This window comes from Siphonobacter curvatus, assembly GCF_002943425.1.
GTDB classification, from domain to species: Bacteria; Bacteroidota; Bacteroidia; order Cytophagales; family Spirosomataceae; genus Siphonobacter; species Siphonobacter curvatus.
On the sequence record NZ_PTRA01000002.1, the window covers coordinates 1 to 19,168 of the forward strand.

The 19,168-nt window shown below is 47.7% G+C and carries 17 protein-coding genes; 10 read left to right on the forward strand and 7 right to left on the reverse strand.

The annotated features are described in order from the left end of the window. The 5 genes from C5O19_RS15350 to C5O19_RS15370 all read left to right on the forward strand — a co-directional run. Positions 1-2,017: insulinase family protein (locus C5O19_RS15350; RefSeq protein WP_104714151.1), on the forward strand; the 2,017-nt coding region annotated here is incomplete at its 5' end. A 99-nt stretch (positions 2,018-2,116) separates the two neighbouring features. Then, positions 2,117-3,199: a pyridoxal phosphate-dependent aminotransferase gene (locus C5O19_RS15355; protein ID WP_104714153.1), complete on the forward strand. Its 1,083-nt coding sequence runs from the start codon at positions 2,117-2,119 to the stop codon at positions 3,197-3,199. After that, complete coding sequence (locus C5O19_RS15360) at positions 3,196-4,401, forward strand: multidrug effflux MFS transporter (RefSeq protein ID WP_104714155.1); 1,206 nt, start codon at positions 3,196-3,198, stop codon at positions 4,399-4,401. The genes C5O19_RS15355 and C5O19_RS15360 overlap by 4 nt, the downstream gene beginning before the upstream one ends. Before the next feature lie 37 nt (positions 4,402-4,438). Beyond that, positions 4,439-4,813 carry a Rid family detoxifying hydrolase gene (locus tag C5O19_RS15365; protein ID WP_104714158.1) on the forward strand — a complete coding sequence of 125 codons (375 nt, stop codon included), beginning with the start codon at positions 4,439-4,441 and terminating at the stop codon, positions 4,811-4,813. A gap of 264 nt (positions 4,814-5,077) precedes the next feature. Next, positions 5,078-6,484: a redoxin domain-containing protein gene (locus C5O19_RS15370; RefSeq protein ID WP_104714160.1), complete on the forward strand. Its 1,407-nt coding sequence runs from the start codon at positions 5,078-5,080 to the stop codon at positions 6,482-6,484. 199 nt (positions 6,485-6,683) lie between these two features. Here C5O19_RS15370 and C5O19_RS15375 read toward each other — a convergent pair whose 3' ends face one another. The 3 genes from C5O19_RS15375 to C5O19_RS15380 all read right to left on the reverse strand — a co-directional run bounded on the left by C5O19_RS15375 (position 6,684) and on the right by C5O19_RS15380 (position 8,661). After that, positions 6,684-7,550 carry an NAD(P)-dependent oxidoreductase gene (locus C5O19_RS15375; RefSeq protein ID WP_104714163.1) on the reverse strand — a complete coding sequence of 289 codons (867 nt, stop codon included), beginning with the start codon at positions 7,548-7,550 and terminating at the stop codon, positions 6,684-6,686. A 231-nt stretch (positions 7,551-7,781) separates the two neighbouring features. Further along, positions 7,782-7,913, reverse strand: a complete 132-nt coding sequence (locus C5O19_RS26375) for a hypothetical protein (protein WP_262509727.1) — start codon at positions 7,911-7,913, stop codon at positions 7,782-7,784. A 364-nt stretch (positions 7,914-8,277) separates the two neighbouring features. Then, on the reverse strand, positions 8,278-8,661 hold the full coding sequence (locus C5O19_RS15380) for a winged helix-turn-helix transcriptional regulator (RefSeq protein WP_207766440.1): 384 nt from the start codon (positions 8,659-8,661) through the stop codon (positions 8,278-8,280). 109 nt (positions 8,662-8,770) lie between these two features. Between C5O19_RS15380 and C5O19_RS15385 the strand changes: the two genes are divergently transcribed. Continuing rightward, positions 8,771-9,397, forward strand: a complete 627-nt coding sequence (locus C5O19_RS15385; RefSeq protein ID WP_207766441.1) for an NAD(P)H-dependent oxidoreductase — start codon at positions 8,771-8,773, stop codon at positions 9,395-9,397. Positions 9,398-9,455: 58 nt separating this feature from the next. On the opposite strand, the gene C5O19_RS15390 is transcribed toward C5O19_RS15385, so the two are convergent. Together C5O19_RS15390 and C5O19_RS15395 are read right to left on the reverse strand one after the other, a co-directional pair. After that, the gene (locus C5O19_RS15390; protein ID WP_243406411.1) at positions 9,456-11,165 is read right to left on the reverse strand and encodes a M1 aminopeptidase family protein; all 1,710 of its coding nucleotides are present in this window, start codon (positions 11,163-11,165) and stop codon (positions 9,456-9,458) included. A gap of 339 nt (positions 11,166-11,504) precedes the next feature. Next, positions 11,505-13,010, reverse strand: coding sequence for a hypothetical protein (locus C5O19_RS15395; RefSeq protein ID WP_133163375.1), 1,506 nt, complete (start codon positions 13,008-13,010; stop codon positions 11,505-11,507). A 310-nt stretch (positions 13,011-13,320) separates the two neighbouring features. On the opposite strand from C5O19_RS15395, the gene C5O19_RS15400 reads away from it, so the two are divergent. Together C5O19_RS15400 and C5O19_RS15405 are read left to right on the forward strand one after the other, a co-directional pair. Next, positions 13,321-14,250 (forward strand): helix-turn-helix domain-containing protein, encoded by a 930-nt coding sequence (locus C5O19_RS15400; protein ID WP_104714170.1) that lies wholly within the window; start codon positions 13,321-13,323, stop codon positions 14,248-14,250. 91 nt (positions 14,251-14,341) lie between these two features. Next, on the forward strand, positions 14,342-15,103 hold the full coding sequence (locus C5O19_RS15405) for an SDR family NAD(P)-dependent oxidoreductase (RefSeq protein WP_104714172.1): 762 nt from the start codon (positions 14,342-14,344) through the stop codon (positions 15,101-15,103). Positions 15,104-15,171: 68 nt separating this feature from the next. Here the strand turns inward: C5O19_RS15405 and C5O19_RS15410 are convergent, their stop codons facing one another. Beyond that, entirely contained in the window at positions 15,172-15,708 is a 537-nt protein-coding gene (locus C5O19_RS15410) for a DUF2911 domain-containing protein (RefSeq protein ID WP_094810020.1), read from the reverse strand. Between the two features lie 119 nt (positions 15,709-15,827). Next, a complete protein-coding gene (locus C5O19_RS15415) occupies positions 15,828-16,562 on the reverse strand; it encodes an NUDIX hydrolase (protein WP_104714174.1) in 735 nt (244 codons plus the stop codon). A 212-nt stretch (positions 16,563-16,774) separates the two neighbouring features. Between C5O19_RS15415 and C5O19_RS15420 the strand changes: the two genes are divergently transcribed. After that, positions 16,775-17,656 carry a TolB family protein gene (locus tag C5O19_RS15420; RefSeq protein ID WP_243406412.1) on the forward strand — a complete coding sequence of 294 codons (882 nt, stop codon included), beginning with the start codon at positions 16,775-16,777 and terminating at the stop codon, positions 17,654-17,656. A 17-nt stretch (positions 17,657-17,673) separates the two neighbouring features. Continuing rightward, positions 17,674-19,074, forward strand: coding sequence for a Gfo/Idh/MocA family protein (locus tag C5O19_RS15425; protein ID WP_104714178.1), 1,401 nt, complete (start codon positions 17,674-17,676; stop codon positions 19,072-19,074). Positions 19,075-19,168: the final 94 nt, after the last annotated feature.

The following is a 19,168-nucleotide window of genomic DNA, read 5'->3' on the forward strand; positions in this document are numbered from 1 at the left end:
CCCGATTCCGGCCAACAGCGATACGAAAGTGGCCATCGTAACCGATAAAGAACAGCCGTACACGATTGTTCAGATTCTGACGCGACTGCCCGAGTTGAAAGAAAAGACCTTCGCCGATACCCGTGAGAAAATCAAGCGGTCTTTGTTCAACCAAATGATTGGCAGTCGGCTGCGGGAACTGACCCAACGGGCCGATCCCCCTTTTCAAAATGGGTTTAGCTCCACGAGTAGCTTTGTGGGTACTTACGATGCCTATGTAAGCGGCGTAGTAGCCAAGACGGGCGGCATTGAAAAAGGATTAAAAGCGGTACTGGACGAAAATGCTCGTGTGGCCAAATTTGGCTTTACGGCTACGGAGCTGGAACGGGCCAAGCAGAATTTCGGATCAGACGTGGAGAGACGATTGAAGGAAAAAGACAAGACCTCCTCCCAAACGCTGGCCATGGAATATATGTACGATTTCGTAGGCGATGAAACTTCGATGGGCATTGACTCGTACGCCACATTTGTTAAAGCCGAATTGCCCGGTATTACGCTCGAAGAAGTCAATGCCTTACCTAAAACGCTGCTGACGAAGGAAAACCGGGCCGTTATTGTAATGGCTCCCGAAAAAGAAAAAGCTACGTTACCTACGCAAGCCCAGTTATTAGCCTGGATTGATCATACCCCCGAAAATCTTACGCCGTACGTGGATGAGGTGGTTTCCAAATCCCTGCTAACTAGTCTGCCTAAGGCTGGGAAAATTACTGCGGAGAAACCTCTCCCTGAAATTAATGCAACGGAGCTGACGCTATCGAATGGCATAAAAGTGGCACTCAAGCCTACTGACTTCAAAAACGATGAGATTTTGTTCACAGGTTATAGCTTTGGCGGTACTGCTCTTTACGACGATTTCAATACGGCCCGGTTTACGAATAACTTGGTTAGTCAGGGAGGCGTAGCCGATTTTTCCTCTACGCAGCTCCGCAAATACCTGACAGGAAAAGCAGTGAACGTTTCTACCTTCATCAACGAAACAGCGGAAGGGCTATCGGGTTCGTTTGCACCCAAAGATGCGGAAACGGCCTTTCAGCTCATGCACGCCAGGTTAACACTACCCCGTAAGGACGAAGCCGTTATCCAAGGTTTTCTAACGAATCTGAAAGACGAACTTGAGCAAAATCAGGCGACTCCTAATCCGCAGAACGTATTTCGGGATACATTAACGGCAGTCATGGGCGGGTATCATCCGCGTCGAATGCCCGTAAAGCCTTCGGATGTAGACAAAATTAATGTTCAAAAAGCGTATCAAATCTACCGGGAGCGTTTTGCGAACGCGTCGGACTTTACCTACTTCTTCGTGGGTAATTTTAAAGTAGAAGAATTGAAGCCCCTGCTTGAAAAATACTTGGGCAGCCTACCTTCTCAGAACAAAAAAGAAACCTATACCGATCTTCACATTCGGCCCCTGGAGGGACAAGTATCTAAAAGCGTTTTTCGGGGAATTGAACAAAAAGCATCGGCTCAATTCATCTATTCCGGAGCGTTACCCTACACGCCCGAAAACGCCATCAATTTGACGGCTATCAAGGAAATCCTCAATATTAAACTGGTCGAAGAGATTCGTGAAAAAGAAAGCGGGGTCTATTTTATTGGAGCCTCCGCCAGTGCTTTTAAACTACCCGAGCCCCGCTATACACTAGCCATTAGCTATGGTACTAGTCCCGGACGCGTGGAAGAACTGGCCACGAAAACGCTGGACTTATTAGAGCATTTGAAGACTACCGGTCCCTCGCAAACGGACGTAGACAAGTTTAAGATGGAAAGTAAACGTCAGCTGGAATTACAACTCAAGGATAATCAGTACTGGATGAATCACCTGGTTACCAGTCATCAATACGGTCAGTCGCCTCAGGAGATTCTCCAGCAGATGAAGCGAATTGACCAGGTCAGCAAAGAGTCCGTACAAAGTCTGGCGAAAAAGGTATTGGGCTCGAATTGCGTGAAGGCTTTCCTATTACCCGAATCTAAACAATAGGTTGGAGTCGGGGCAGATACTATCATGCTGCCCCGATTCCAGCGACTTCCTTACTTCATCAACAATCCATTTAGGTAATCATAGCCTAGTCATGAATCTATGAAATCCATTCCTGTATACCCTCCGCATTCGGTAGCCTTTCAAGGGTCATCTACTTCCAGGGAAGGGCCCGCACAAACGTTGATTCGGTTGGATTCGAATGAAAATCCTTACGGCATTTCTCCCACCGTACAACAGGCCATCCTGGCCGCACTCCCCTTAGCGAATCGTTACGTCTTTAGCGATTTGCCCGTGCTCATGGCTAAAATTGCGGCCCGGGAACGGGTGTCGGCCACTCAGGTCCTGGTGGGGGCAGGACTTTCGGATTTACTCGAAAAGACGGCTCTGCTTTATTTCAAGCCCGGGGATAACCTGGTTTGCCCTTTGCCTACATTTCCTCTCTTTCTGGACGCGGTAGTAGCGACCGGTGCCCAGTGCAAAAGCATTGCCTGCCGAAGCGATGGTTCTCACGATTTAGAGCGGATGGAAGCGGCCATCGATGAGCGTACCCGGATGGTCTATATCTGTAACCCCAACAACCCAACGGGCAGCATTACCGATGGGCAATCGTTACTGCGGTTTTGCGAGAGCGTTTCCCCACGCGTACCCATTTTTATCGATGAAGCCTACCTGGATTTAGCCCTAGGAGCGAATACGCAGAGTATGGTGAGCGTGCTGCTTCAAAAGAAAAATGTCATCATTGGACGGACGTTCTCGAAAGGCTTTGGTTTAGCCGGTTTACGCGTGGGTTATCTCCTCGCCCAACCCGCCTTTTTGGCTCCGTTTCATCAGGTAAATACCATGACGGGCCTCAATATTAGTTCGCTGGCCTTGTATGCGGCCTCGGCGGCACTGGACGATGTCGCTTTTCATTTACACTACGTACAGCAGAATGAACGGGTCAAATCATACATTTACAGCCAGCTCAACCGACTGGGCTACGCCTTCATTCCTTCGTATACGAACTTTATCCTGATGGCTCTGCCCCTACCGGGGGACTCTTTTCAGAAGCAGATGCTTGCCAAAGGCATCCGGGTAAAAACGATGGAAATGCACCGCACGTTCTGGTGCCGCCTGAGTTTGGGTACGCTCGAGGAGATGCAGCTATTCGTTAAAGCCCTGGGCGAACTTCAGAGCCTATGAAACCAAACGTTCTTTCGCTCCTCACGCTGGGCCTTCTGATGGCCCTGGCCCCCTTTTCGATTGACACGTATTTAGCGGCATTCCCAGTGATGGCTCAGCAATTGCATACGACCGTCTCGGCAGTAGCCTATTCACTGACGAGTTTCTTTTTGGGTTTAGCGGTGGGTCAGCTGCTTTGCGGGCCGCTGCTGGACCGATTTGGCCGAAAAAAGCCCTTGATGGCGGGTCTGTTTCTGTATTCGCTCGCTGCGGTTGCCTGTGCGTATGTTACGGAGGTTCACTGGCTGATTGGCTTGCGTTTTGTATTGGCGGTCGGTGGTTGTGTGGGCATGGTAGCAAGCCGGGCGATGGTGCGGGACTTGTACCAACCGCAAGAAATCGCGGGAATTCTCTCGACGCTGTTACTGATTTTAGGCATCTCCCCCATCCTGGCTCCAACGGTTGGACGCTTGATTCTGGAACTGGCGGGCTGGCGGGCTATTTTTCTCAGTATGGCCCTTTTGTCCATAAGTTTAATAGTTCTGGTAGTTCGCACCTTACCGGAAAGTAAACCAGCCGACGCGTCGATTTCCCTACGGCCAAGGCAAATTTTGAACGAATATATTCAGGTACTTTCCTCGTCGGCCTTTAGTGTTCATGCCCTGGTGGCGGGCTTGGCTTCCGCCGGTCTCTTTTCGTTTATTGCGGGTTCGCCTCAACTTCTGATGGATACCTATCATTTTTCGCAGGCGGATTTTAGCTACGCATTCGGATTCAGTGCGGGTGGTTTAGTACTCGGAAGCCAGATTAACCGCTTTGCTCACCAATGGAAAACGACCCCGGAACTGTTACGAATAGCAGGCCGCCTGCAGGCAGGACTTGCTCTGCTTTTAGGCCTGCTCGGAATCCTGGACCTGTTAACGGCTACGCTACTGCTTTTACTGGTTTTTAGTTACCTCCTGTTTCATGGCTTTATTAATCCCAATGCCACTACGTTAGCCTTACTGCCGTTCCGGCAAAATGCCGGCAGTGCCTCTGCGTTGGCTGGCTGCGTACAAATGATCCTGGGTGCCAGCTTCTCGGCCCTGGTCAGTTATTTCAGTAACGGCTCACTCCTACCGATGATCATCCCCATGGTGTTGGCAAGCTGGTCCGGTTTCGGTTTGCAGCAACTAGTTGTCCAGAACCACGCCAGCAAAGCTTTGGAGGGTTTGCCGACCTAGCTCCTTTTTTAATTTTTGTCTTTTAACAACTCCTATCATGAACAAGCAAATCATCTTCAGCCCCAATGTTCCAGCCCCCATCGGTCCGTATTCGCAGGCCGTTCAGGTAGGGCCCGTCCTGTACGTATCCGGCCAGATAGCGGCCGACGTAGCAGCGAATCAGGGTGGCGTTCAGGCCGAAACCCGGCAAGTTATGTTAAGCCTGGGTGAATTGCTGGCAGCCGCAGGTATGCACTACCGTAACATTGTTAAAACGTCCATTTTTCTGAAAGACATGAACGACTTTGCCGTCGTCAATGCGGTGTATGGCGAATTTTTTACGAGCGATTTTCCCGCCCGAGAAACGGTACAGGTAGCCCGTTTACCCAAGGACGTTTCCGTGGAAATATCCGTCATTGCTTATCAGGAGTAAAGTAGCGTATACAACGAACGGGTAGATATCTGGGTATACTACCCCTTACTTCAAAATGCTCAGTATACCTGCCTGCGTAATCATACCTTCTACTAGAGCTTAACGCCAAGCGAACGTTAACTACATTCCTAGCAAGGCCCTATAATGAATCGACGCTTGCTTACTGATCACACCGCCCTTTGATGTTCAGTAACCTTAGGCACACCTCCGAAGAGAGGCCATTTCTATTTTTTACGCTATCCTTTTCATCCAAAAAAATTCATCATGAAACTAGTTTTGATCGTTCTGGGCATTCTCTCTGGTACGCTGGCCTTTGCTCAGCGACCTAAAAATGCCACCCTGGATTCACTCAAAAGTGAAAAAGATCCGGTTCAACTTCAGTCAAAGTTAAAGAAGCTTGAAAGCGGTTCGGAAGCGGATATTTTCACGCTTTTAAGTTTTTATCAAAGTAATCCAGCCAAATCAGATTCGCTCGTAGAACTGGCCGTTAAGAGGTTTCCCAAAGGCACCATTGCCTGTAATATGGCGATAAACCGACTGAATGCTGAAAAGGATGGACCTACCCAGGAACGGATGCTGGCTCAAATGGAAAAAGATTTTCCGGGTGCTGATCTGGATATGGCCTATTATTCCGTAGCCTATACGTACACACAAGCGAGGAACAAGCCAAAACTCCTGTCCTATCTGAAGAAAGTAAAGTCTCCCTTGTTTAAGCCTACTGCGGTTCATAGCGTTGCCAGTACCATAGCTGCTTACGATAGCAAAGAAGCCGAGCAATTAATTACCCAGGAGTTAGCGTCCATCCGCGAGGTTACAAATCTTACCGATACTTCGGCTAGGGCACTAAATCATCTAAAAAATAGCACTAATGGCCTGCTGGGTCTGTACAGCGAAATTTTGGCTAAGAATGGAAACTATGAAAAAGCGTATACGTACTTGCACGAAGTATACATCTCTTCAGAGCGAAAAAGCCCCGCTTTAATCAAAAACTACGGTCTTCTGTTGAGTAAGCGTGGTAATTATCAGGAAGCCTTTCCATTACTGGAAAAGACGGTAACCAGTGGCTTAGCCGACTCAACCGTACGAGCGGAACTGGCGTCTATCTACAAAAAGCTTTATCCAGGAAAAAATGAGAAGGAATACCTGGCTTCCCTCGACCAGAAATTAACGAGTAAATACGAAACGGAGGCAGCTAAATTAATGATTAACGAGCCCGCTCCCTCATTCATCGTTACAGACGCTTCGGGCAAACAGGTATCGTTGGCCGATTTTAAAGGAAAGACGATTGTTCTTGATTTCTGGGCGACGTGGTGCGGTCCGTGTAAGGCTTCTTTCCCCGCCATGCAAATGGTAGTGAATAAGTACAAGCAGGATCCACAGGTAAAATTCCTCTTTATCCATACCTGGGAACGGCAAGGCAATCCAACCGCCGAAGCTCAGGAATACCTGAAAGCTAATCACTACGATTTAGATCTATACATGGACATCAAAAATGCAAAGACGAAGCGGAATGAGGCGGTATCTGCCTTTCAAGTAAATGGCATTCCTGCGAAGTTTGTGATTGATGGCAAGGGCCGAATTCGCTATAAATTGACGGGATTCTCGGGAGGTAACGAGGCTGCTGTTTCAGAGTTATCAGCGATGATTAACTCGGCCAAGGCTAATCAGTAAGCCATCTCTTCTGGAAAAAATACCCAGGGCAAGTCACGTCTCCGGCAGTTCTTTTGGCCTTGAGTTAGGGCTTTAATGACCGCTGTACTTTTTTAAGCGTTCGAAGGGCTTTCTCGTGGAGAAAGCCCTTTTTTACTCGTACCCTGTTTTCGTCTTACGATCCGTCAAAACCGTTTCGGCGATCGATCAGCACGCTTCGTTACCGGGAGGCCAGAGCAATGGCCGTCCAGTCGTGCTCGCCCAGGCCCTGCTCTACGCACTGATTCATCAATTCCTGTACTTTCTTACCGAAGGGCAGTTGAACACCTACGGTTGAGGCTTGTTCGTTGATGAGATTAACATCTTTCAGGCCGAGCTTTAAAGTAAAACCAGCGGGCAGAAAAGCTTCTTTCAATAAGCTATTACCATATGTGGAATATACCGGTGAAGCAAAAAGCGTTTGGGTCAACATGTGCATCAATTGTTCGGCATCGATGCCGCTTTGCCGGGCTAGATGAATGCTTTCGGCCATGGATTCCATTGCGGAGACGATCAGGAAATTTGAGCATAATTTGGCGACATTCGCCGCTCCCACCTCGGATCCAAATGCCCAGATATTAGCCGCACCGCATTGTTCAAGTACGGGTTTGATAGTTTCAAAGACATCCGTATTACCCGATACCAGCAGGTTAAGCTTTTTAGCCCGGGCCGCTTCCGGCCGACCCAGAATAGCACAGGCGATGTAGTGGGAACCGTGCTCGTCGTGTAGCTGAGCCAGTGAGGTAGCCGTGGCGGGCAGGATTGTACTTAAGGAAACATGAACACCGCCCTTTTTTAAATTTGCGGCAATGCCTTCTTCACCCGCAGTAACCGCCTGAAGGGCAGCATCGTCCGAAACCAGGGTAAAAACTACATCACTCAGCGTAGCCAGTTCAGCTACGGAAGAACAAATGACGGCACCCCGATCTGCCAGCGGTTGTGCTTTGGCGGCCGTACGATTGTAGACATACAGTTGCTGCGTGCTCTGCAACAGGTTTTCCGCAATGGGGGTACCAAGGTTTCCTAAACCGAGAAAGCCAATTTTCATAGGATTGGTTGTTGAAGAGCGAATGAATGCTTAATGAGTTCGTTCGCTGAAGGGTACTGGACAAACTAAACAAAAAATGATGCAGAACCCCTACGTTAGCCTATACTCCCCTACCCGCGGCCGTTCTTGTATCGTGTATCACGAGGCAAAAATCTCCTTGAGGATTGATGGAATGGACGGCGACCTTAGGTTTTGAATCCCATCGCGAGCCGATTGAACGGAGGAGAAAAGTTAAAGGAGAAAAGGAATAGCGACGATCAGAACCAGGAGAAAGACCAGCAGAAGTTTTGCTTTGAGCGAGAATTCCACGTATTGTTCCTGCTCAACCAGCAGAACATTTAAAGCGTCATTGATCCACTGCATACAGTGCGATGATTTAAACTGAGTTTTAGCCTAACCCCGTAGGAGCAGGATAGTTCCCCTCCAGTAAAGATTTAAGAATGTGTGTTCTGGATAGTCATCCCGAGAAATACACACATGCCAGCCTCTTTACCAGGTTAAAACCCTGTACCACAAAACCCTACTCACCACTTCCAAAACAGTATAGACGGATCAAAATTTATCACTACCATCCAGAGCATTCGGCGGTCTGACCCCGTCCCGGACCAGTCGATTCATGAGCTGTCTGATGCCGTACAGAAGCCGAATATACTCTTCTTTGCACGCCGCAGGTCAGCCGCGTTCTTCCACTTTAAACTATAAACTTCATACCTAGTACCCGACAAACCTATGGTACACTGACAATCTTTTTCCGATGCTCCGTCCCCCACTCGGCCAGTTTGAAAATGACTGGTAACAGGTTTTCGCAATACTCGGAAAGCTCGTATTCCACGGCTACGGGCTGGGTATCCAGTACGGTTCGTGTAATTAGCAGGTTGGTTTCCATTTCTTTTAGTTCCCGGCTTAAAACTTTGCCGGAAATACCCTTTACTTCCCGGAGTAGTTCCGAATACCGTTTCTTGCCAAATCCCAGACTGGTAATAATCGAAATCTTCCATTTACCACCCAGTACGTACAAGGTATCGTGGATGGCCATGATTCGTTTGTTACAGGCCTGAGGATCATGGGGTGTAGTAAAACAGGCTCTGTTATTTATGATGGGTTGGTCCATGCGTGTCTAAGCTGGTTACCTAAATGTCACCATTACTTTTAGTTAGTTGATGACAAAAGTAAACCAAGTGTCGCAGAAATTTGCCCCATCACAAAAAAGTAATCAGATTATGTCTCTCAAAGAAAGCCTTACCTGGCGATACGCAGTCAAAAAATACAGCAACCAAAAAGTGTCTGACGAAGCCATTCAAACTATTCTGGACGCTATTAACCTTAGTGCCTCGTCCACCGGTATGCAACCGTACCGCGTGATTGTGGTAAAAGATGCGGCCATACGGGAAGAGCTGGCCAAAGATTCCTTCAATGCCCAGATTCTGGAAGCCTCCGATTTACTCGTCTTTGCTGCTTTCGAAAATATAACGCAGGACATCATTGATGACTATATGGCCCACGTGGCAGCCGTTCGTGAAATACCCCTGGAACAACTGGCAGGTTTTAAACAAGCCCTGGAAACGCACATGCTGACTCAAACACCCGAAGCCAACTTTAGCTGGGCAGCCCGGCAGGCTTACATCGGACTGGGAACCGGCCTCATCGCCGCGGCTGAGTTGAAAATAGATACGACTCCTATGGAAGGTTTCAATCACGAAAAACTGGACCAATTGTTGGGTTTACCAGAGAAGGGTTTGAAAAGTGTAGTGTTGTTGTCTTTAGGCTACCGCGATGCCGAACAGGATCCCTATGCCAACCTGAAAAAAGTAAGACTACCGTTACATGAGTTTGCCTTGGTACAATAGTCGTTCAAACAGGACTAGCGGAGTAATGCGTTTAGCCGCCGGCTCTTTCCTATTACCCTTAAAAATCAACCGCTTTTAACTCGTGCGTTGCCAATAAGCGATTTAACCAGTTTTTCTGGGCCTTCTGAGCTTGTTCCAAGGTTTCGTAGGTATTAAAGTCGCTAAAACATTCCTCTAGATCGGAGCACTTACGTTTAGCAAAATCAAAATACCGCTGACTTACCTTCGTTAGATCTTCTCCAGCTTTCATGCGCTTGACGCCCGTATAGAAAACCTGCGGTTTTGCTGCTGCATTGGGAGACTGCCTCTGCCCGGTTACCCCCCAGTAGTAAGCATAAGTCGTAGTAGGATTCGACTGGCTAGGAATTTCATAGGAATGGAATGCTGCCAGCAGATTTGGTAAGCCAGCCGACGAACGTAGGTACTGGCTTTCCAAATCTTCGAATGTTCGCTCATCTACGCCGCTTTGCAGCAGGCTTTCCTTGAAGAATGCGTAGTTGGTTAGGGGCTTTTCCGTCTGAAGGATACTTCGGAGCCATTTCCATAATTGAGGCCGTCCGAGCTTTGCTTCCAATCCCGTCAGTAACAGCGGAATATATTGATAGCGATAGGTCTCATTAATTTCGCTCGGACTGTTGATTTCTGCTAACCCTTTAAAGTTTTGCAATTTCCGACTGGCGGTTATATACTGTCTAATTTTGCGGTCGTAATAGCTTTTTCCCACCAGATCACGGACGGCCTGTAAAGAGATATATTCGGTTACGCCCTCCAAAAAAGCCCAGTACAAAGTCGAGTTAGGTCGAAAGACCGTGCCAAAGTAATAATGGCCTAACTCGTGAGAAATCAGAGAGATATAATTGGAATCCGAAATAGTCTGGGTTTTCGGATTTACCAGTGTGTTTAGCCAATTCTTGGGGCTGACGGAAGCAACAGTGGGATAGGTAACAAACAACCAGTCGTTTCGCTGGGAAACGGGGGTACTGGCCAGCAAAGTAACATCGACTCCGTAGGGAACATCCAGATGGTCCTGGTAATAGTTTTTAATCCGGGTAAACCAGCCATCCAGTACTTGGGTTTGTCCCTGACTCAAGGTCGTATTAATGAGGTACGTATTTTGCTCTTTTTTAAAGTCAAAGTCGCCAGCAAACAGCAGTAATGGAAAAGGTTGATCCGATTGAAAATGAGCTACTGACCCCTTCTGAGGAGGCTGGCCATTAAGGTAAATCGCCTTGGCTCCGGGGACGTGAATGGTCAAATCATACGTTACGCTGGTGTAGGTTTTATCCTCTGCCAGGTTATACAGGATAGGATACCAGGCTGACTGTTCCGTTACCCGAATCGTTTTCCCGTTTAGAGCAATATTTCCCTTCCAGTCTCCCCGCTCACTTAGTTTCGTGGAATCAGCGTGGATGGGAAAAGCTCCTAGGTAACTGATTTTAAAATGAGCGGGCAGATAGCGACTTTTCCGATCGTTACTGGGAAACCAGTACTGAAAACTCTCGTACGATTTTTCCGGCTGGTACTCGCGTTCTGCTGAATACGAAAAACGATCCGTACTATCCCGGAAAAACTTTATATTCAATCCGCTATTTAGTTGAATGGAGTAATTGCTGGTTTTCGGAAGATTAGAAACGGACAGATCGGCCTTCATCGTCCCCTGTTCTAGCGATACATAAATATCGCCTGCCAGGTGAGGAACCTGGCTATGCACATGTCGGCTCATTAGAGCTAATCCTGTTACGAAAAAGATAAATAGAGCTTTAGACATCGTTTGAATGGGAGGAGAAGTTTAATGTATGAGGTTTAAAGTCTTAAGTTAAAAACTCCGTTTTTCAATCCCTATATCTTTTGCCTATTTTCTCTTACGTCTTTCTACAATTAGAAACTACAGTTTATCCAAACAAAGCCTAGGTTTCGAAGGTTTGAAGAAGTAGCGGCCTGCCCGGAAACCTTGCCTTGATCAACGGGCAATCAGATTCATTTCGCATAAAAAGTACACTCCTGTTGAACCGATGCATAGTAGCATCTTTTCAACGAGATGGCGTACTTTATCATCATTCAATAGCAATTCCATTTTTCTACTAAATGAGCTCTAACAGGTCTGCGTTTACCTAGAGTCGACTTTCCTAGTATTAAACAAGTAGTAATCTTCACTTGTGATGGAGCCGTCAAACTTCTTCAGGCAAGTAAATACGTAGGTACCTTCGGCCGAACGAAGGGTATCCTGTTGCCCTACTTCGGGATGGTTCGATGTATGATACGTCATAACAAGTACCGATTCGGGATGGCTTTGCTGATAGGTAATAAAGCGTTGGTAGGTTAGAGAATCCGGCTGGTTGTTCAAGGTGTCATTCCAGTGACTTTTGCTCCAAAGCACATAAGGACGCTCCTGCTGTACATCCAGACAGTAGATAGATCTGCCCAAAAACCATTCTAAAGGAATCATATAATCCTGAAAAACACCAGCGACGGGTGTACAAGCCGGATACGTTTTCTGAAGGTACAAGGCCATAGCCTCGGCTTGAGAAAAGGGATACCGCAGATCCCGGTACCAGGCATTCATCCCCGCCAAGACCTGAAGCAGTAATATGCCGACACCAAAATAACCCAGCGTAAAGACGGGTCGGGAGGATTGCTTATACCCATCAATCCAGTAGGCGGCAATCAGGGCCAGCGTATAATGACCAAAGTGGCGGAACAGACCTCGGGGCTTTTCGTAAGTAAAGATAAAAATGAAGAAAACAGAGGCTACGAGTATGATCAGAGCTACCGAAGACTTGGGTTTCGAAAAGATAGCGAGTACAGCCAGAACCAAACCCAGGGCCAGCTTCACGCCCAATCCAAACGGAAATAGAGAAAAATTCCAATAATGATATTCAGAAAAACTGCTTAATGGGAGAAATCCATGAGCTACCCCCGCTGCCGCAAATAAAAAGGTACCCGAATCGAAACGGCTGGTCCACTGAGTCAGAAAGCCCGAGTCGGCGGGGGGCAGCGATTGAGCGGTCCCCATTACTCCCGCCAGAATTACTAAAGCCGCTAACAGGGATTTGCTTCGCAACGGCCAGATTCGCCGGGCGTACACTTCTTCGGCGAGCAATCCAACGGCCAATCCTAAACCCACCAGAAAGGCAAAAACATTGGTTTGCAGTAAAAGAAATAGTAAGCCACTAATCGCCAAGAGATTTTTCTGCGGATTTCGCCAAAGTACGCATATGCCACAAATGATAAGGACACCAATCTGGTAGTTCCGACTGATGGTTACGTATTCATAAATGAAATAGTAACTGAACAGAATAAGGATTTTTTCAAGAAACCGGAAAGGGCTTTTGAAGATAATCAGGTACGCACTGCCCAACGCCAGAGCTCCATGCAGTACCTGCATCACATTGGGATGATCGAAAAGCTGAGCCAGGGGCCAAAGCAGAACGAACCAAAGTAAAGGGTGACCTTCGTACCGGGCATTAACCGCTAAATCGAATGGGTTGGCGGTACTGGCCACAATACCCCAGGCCTGTAGTTCGTCCCGCCACATTTCGTGCTGCCACAAACTGACAATTACGAAGACGGTGTAAGTAAAAAAGAGGGCATAATTTGCTCTTGAGCTAGACATAAGGTTTTAGCACGCGGCGTGACGGTTGAAGAGAAAAGGTAGGTACCCGTTTGGAACCAGTAGCGGAGGGCTTTCATACGGGTAGTAGCGGCGGTACAAGTATACACGTATTGCTGGAATGGCAGCTATTCTAACAAACTGATTTCAAACCTTTTTCTTGCATATCCCTCCAACCGGACAAAGGTTATCAGACGCAGAGGCATGTAAGTGCTGGTACGAATTGAAATACCCCGTCTCGCTTGTTCGGATCAAGCCGTAGGAATGGCTATTGAAAATTAGCGTACCTTTAATGATTGCAACCAGGGCATTTATGAAAACGCGTACCCTCGACGAATTCTATCAGGCCGTAGCTACTTCAGGCCATCGTAACTTAGAAGCCTTTTTACCCCCGGGTATTTCAAAAGAAATCGGACATTTCAATGTCTTCAGTATACACGAAGTATTTCAAACGTTTCGGGAGACGGGGCAAGTAGCGATGCCTTACAATCGCCGTTCGTATTACAAAATAAGCTTTATCCAAGGGCATAATCGGGCCGAGTACGCGGATAAAACCATTGAAATTGAAAGCAGTGCTTTGTTGTTCGCCACGCCCAAAATACCCTATCACTGGTTGCCACAGGATTTGGAACAAGCCGGGTACTTCTGCGTCTTTACCGAAGAATTTTTGTTAGCGACCCAAGGAGGCGTAGTGCTCGACGAATTACCCATTTTTCAGGCCGGTGCGTATCCCATTTTTCAGCTTTCCGAAGAAGAATCCGTACAGATAGAGCTGATTTTCAAAAAAATGCATCAAGAGCTTGCTTCGGATTATGTTTACAAGTACGATCTGATCCGAGCGTATTTACTGGAACTTATCCATCGGGGGCAAAAGCTTCAACCCCTTACGGCGGCCCGTCATACGAGTACCGCTCGGACCTCTTCGCTGTTTGTGGAATTACTCGAACGGCAGTTCCCCATTGAATCCCCTCACCAGCCGCTTCCCCTACGAACGGCCAAGGACTTTGCCGATCGTCTATCCATCCACGTTAATTCGCTTAATCGGGCGTTGAAAACCACGACGGGCAAAACAACTACGGATCTGATTAGCCAGCGACTTATCCAGGAAGCCAAACGCTTGTTGAAACACACAGATTGGAATATCTCAGAGATTGCGTATGGTCTGGGATTTGAAGAAGTAGCCCATTTTTCCAATTTCTTTCGAAAGCAAACGTCTTGGTCTCCGGTAAGCTTTCGAAAATGAGTAGCGTTTGAATTTTGCAAACATCGGTTTGATGTTTACAAAGGCATCAGGGGTCAACCTATCACCTTTGTAGCCTAACATTTCACACGCTATGACACGCAAAATTGCACTCGTTACGGGCGGAAGTCGCGGACTCGGTCGGGACATGGCTCTTCGCCTTGCCCAAAAAGGAATAGACGTTATCCTTACCTATCATACCCAGCCGGAAAAGGCATTGGCCGTAGCCGCTGAGATTGAAACACGCGGACAGAAAGCCGCCGTATTACCTTTCAATGTAGGAGCCATTGCCGAATTGAATACGTTTGTTTCAGCCCTACAAACGGTCTTGAAGAACACCTTCGCTACAGACAAATTTGATTTTCTGGTCAACAACGCTGGTATGAATCTGGTCATTCCCAGCTTCGCCGAAACTACGGAAGATCAATTCGATACCCTACTCAATATCCACTTTAAGGGCGTATTTTTCTTAACGCAAAAACTCCTGCTCTTACTCAATGATAACGGCGGTATTGTCAATATTTCGACGGGTTTAACTCGCTTGACCTTCCCGGGCTCTGCCACGTATGCCAGTATGAAAGCGGGTATTGAAGTACTGACCCGTTACTTGGCGAAAGAGCTGGGTCCTAGAGGAATCAATGTCAATGTGGTAGCTCCGGGAGCCATTGCGACGGACTTCAGCGGCGGGCGACTTAAAAATACCCCGCAACTACAAGAGCACCTGAAAAGTGTTACTGCGATTCCCCGGATCGGTCAGCCCGAAGACATTGGGGGTGTCGTTGCTTTTCTGTGTACACCCGAAGCCAAGTGGGTCAATGCTCAACGGATTGAGGTGTCGGGAGGTCTGCAATTGTAAGTTCTTCGTCCGAATTACAGCTAAGCCGCGGCAAACTCCATTGGGCTGCCGCGGCTTAGTTATGAAGCTTATTCTTTCAGTGAAACGGGTACTTCCAGCGTAGCCCATTTCAAGGTAAATCCTTGGGGCGTCACTTCATACATCAGCCGTTCACTGGCAGAGGCCATTGCTTTGGGTTTGGCCGTCACGGTCAGTACGTCATTTGCCCGGTCCAGGTTCGCTTCCCCCGTCCGTTTCACTCCCCACTGGCCCGTTTGTGAATTAAAGATAAACGTCCACTGTTTTTCTTCGGGAATGGCAAATAGGGTGTACTTACCCGCGGGCAAGCTTTTTCCTCCGACCTGAATCGCTTGGTCCGTTTCAAAGGTGGTGGCCTCGTTGGCTCCCGCCCGCCATACTTTACCGTAGGGGACTAGTTCGCCCCAAACAGTACGTCCTTTCACCGAAGGACTATTGTATTGAATGGTTACGGTTGCCGTACCAATTTTTCCCGTAGCCGTGGCCGGTGGGCTGGGTCGCTGACTTTTGTCTGCCTGAGCCATAGTCAATGATGAAATACTGAAAACGAAAAGTAGTGTTAATGCAAAGCGGAAGCTCGATTTCATAAGGTTCAATATTAGAGGATGAAAAAGGTACGGGTAAGACTCCCCGCTTCTGCCAAGTTACCAGTTTTACAGTAACCTTTTCAATTTCAGTCTTTTAATTATTACGCATACAACACCTGCTATTGACTGCTTTTTTTAAAGCGATAGAGATACGGTGCCGTATTAGCCGCACCAGTGTATTTTTTGTGAAGGCGTTCCAGAACCCCCAGATCCAGGATTTTTTTCTGGAAGTTATTGATAGGAAACGAGCGATGGTAGACGGCTTCGTAAAGCTCCTGTACTTCCCGCATCGTAAAGGTTTCCGGCAGAAGATTAAAGGCAATCAGTTTCTGATCCAAGTTCTGGCGAAGTGCCTGCAATCCGTATTCCAGAATTTCTCCGTGATCGTGAATCATTTCAGGAATGTCCTCAATGTTTCGCCATTCGAGGTATTCATCAAACTCGCCACATTGCGGATTTACCTTCGTAATATCTACCAATGCATAGTAGCCAATACTGATAAAGCGGCTGGTCAACCATTCCACTACTCCAGTATCGAATCGCTGGCGATCAAACCGTTGCAACTGAGACTTGATGGTTTCCCGGTACTTACTCTTGATAATACGGTTTTCATCCCCAAACACGCGGTACTGTTCCAGGTATATATCCGTCAGTCCCGTTCTTTCCCGAAGAATCCGGCTGGCCGCCTGATCGATTCCTTCCGTCTTACGGACATAACCGCCGGGCAATGCAAACACGCCTTCCCCAAACTTGAATTTGGCAATCAGTACTTTCAATGCCTTTGCTTCGTAACCGAAAATCACACAGTCAATGGACAAATGTGAGATATACTTTTCATCACCCAATTCTTGCATCGTTCTTCAAATCTGCCCATGAATAGACCTGCAAAAGTATTATTATTTCCATTTTAATTACCATTTTTGACCCTTATCTCCTTTTGATTGATGACGATTCAATTACTCACTTTTGATAGAAACCTCTTATTTTATCCGCTCTATTTTTTATGGAAACGCAAAACACAGCTTCTAAATGGACGCTTGTTAGGTCCCTTCTATGTCTTTCGTTGATGGCTCTATCGGTAAGGAGTATTGCCCAAAAAGACACGACGAGTTTCGTTCACACCGTCGATATTGGTACGGGGAAAATCGATACCATCTTCCGGATTCAAAAACACCTCGAAGCTCCCAACTGGCACCCGGATCAGTACTTGATCGTCAATAGCAAAGGAAAGCTCTTTACGCTTCCCCTGAAGTCCGCAACCCTTCAGGGACTGAACACCGGATTTGCCAACCAGTGTAATAACGATCACGGCATTTCGCCGGATCGAAAATGGCTGGCGATCAGTCACAATGATAAACAGGACCCCTCGCCTAAATCGTACAAATCGGCCATTTACATTCTCCCCATTCAGGGCGGGGAACCTCGAAAAATCACTCGGGAAGTTCCTTCTTTTTGGCACGGCTGGAGTCCGGACGGCAAAACCCTGGTTTACTGCGGCGAACGAAACGGCAATTTTGATATTTACGCAATAAGTACGGATGGAGGTTTGGAAAAGCGACTCACTCATACGGAGGGACTCGACGACGGTCCGGAATACTCCAGCGATGGCAAATACATTTATTTTAATTCCTACCGCACGGGTCACATGCAGATTTGGCGGATGCGACCCGACGGGTCCAATCCCGAGCAGTTAACCTCTGACCCGCATTCCAACTGGTTTCCCCATCCCTCGCCCGACAATCAGTGGCTCGTTTACATCGCGTATACTTCCGATGAAAAACAGAATCATTTATTCGGCAAAAACGTAAAACTTCGCCTGATGAATCTGAAAACCAAAACTATTCAGGATATTACACCCGTTTTTTACGGTGGGCAGGGAACAATCAATGTACCTTCGTGGAGTCCCGACAGTCGGAAGATTGCCTTTGTCAGCTACGCCGTCAAGTAATTTAACGTCATCACCTCATGGATCAACATTCCTCTAAATCAAGAAGACAATTTCTGCAAAAAATTGCGGCTACCAGTCTGGCTGCGGCCTCTTCGCCCCTTTCCTCCCTAGCTGCTCAAGCCAAGGCGGAAGAACGCATTCTTCAGTTTGAAAAGAGAATTTCTGCTAATGACACCATTCGTCTGGGGGTGATTGGTTACGGAGTGCAGGGCCACTTTGACTTAAATACGGCCCTTAAAGTGCCGGGTGTCGAACTGGCCGGAATTTGCGATCTGTACACCGGAAGAATTGAAAACGCGAAGGAAAAGTACGGGAAAGAACTCTTCACGACCCGAAATTACCAGGAGCTGTTGGACCGGAAAGATATCGACGCCGTCATCATTGCTACGCACGACGTCTGGCACGCCCGCATGACCCTGGACGCTCTGGCCAAGGGCAAGCACGTGTACTGCGAAAAACCGATGGTGTATAAAATTAGCGAAGGTCCTTCGGTCATTGCGGCGGCTAAAAAATCGGGTAAGGTGTTGCAGGTAGGCAGTCAGCGGGTCAGTAGTATTGGCTATGCGAAAGCCAAGGAATTACTGGCCGCCGGGGAGATTGGCAAGCTCAACATGGTGAATGCGGTTTATGATCGCCAAAGCTCCATTGGGGCCTGGGAATACACCATTCCAAAAGATGCCAACGCCAGTACCACCGACTGGGAACGCTTCATTGCCGTAACGGATAAAATGCCATTTGATGCCAAGAAGTTTTTCTGGTGGCGGGCGTTTAAAGAAGTAGGTACGGGCGTGGCTGGTGATTTGTTCATTCACCTGCTGAGCGGTACGCACCTGATTACCAACTCCAAAGGTCCGGAAAGCATTTACAGTACCGGACAATTCAGCTACTGGAAAGACGGCCGGAATATGCCCGATGTGATGTCGGGCGTCATGCAGTATCCCGAAACCAAAGAGCACGCCGCCTTCCAGCTGACTTTACAGGTGAATTTCATCAGTGGCACGGGTGGTCAGGAAGTCATCCGGCTGGTAGGATCCGAAGGTGTGATTGATGTGGTGGGGAACAGCATTACCGTCAAGCACAGTCTGTTGCCCGAAGCTCCCGGTTTTGGTGGCTATGATTCCGTCTTTACCTTCTCCAAACAAATGCAGGAGGAAATGCAGAAAGAGTACGACGCCAAATGGACGCCCCAGCAACGCAAGCGAAAAGTAAAGGAAGATATCGTTTTTAAAGCACCGCAGGGCTACGACGATCATTTAGACCACTTCACGAATTTCTTCGAAGCCATCCGATCTAACAAACCCGTAGTGGAAGACGCCGAATTCGGTTTCCGTGCCGCGGCTCCGGCCCTGGCCTGTAACGAAAGTTATTTTAGTAAGAAAATCATCCACTGGGATCCCGTTAAAATGAAACTGGTGTAGTAGGTGATTTCTTTCGTACCAATAAAAAGGAAGCGATCCATGCGATTGCTTCCTTTTTATTGGTACGAAACACCCGAAAGTTTGCTCTGATCCT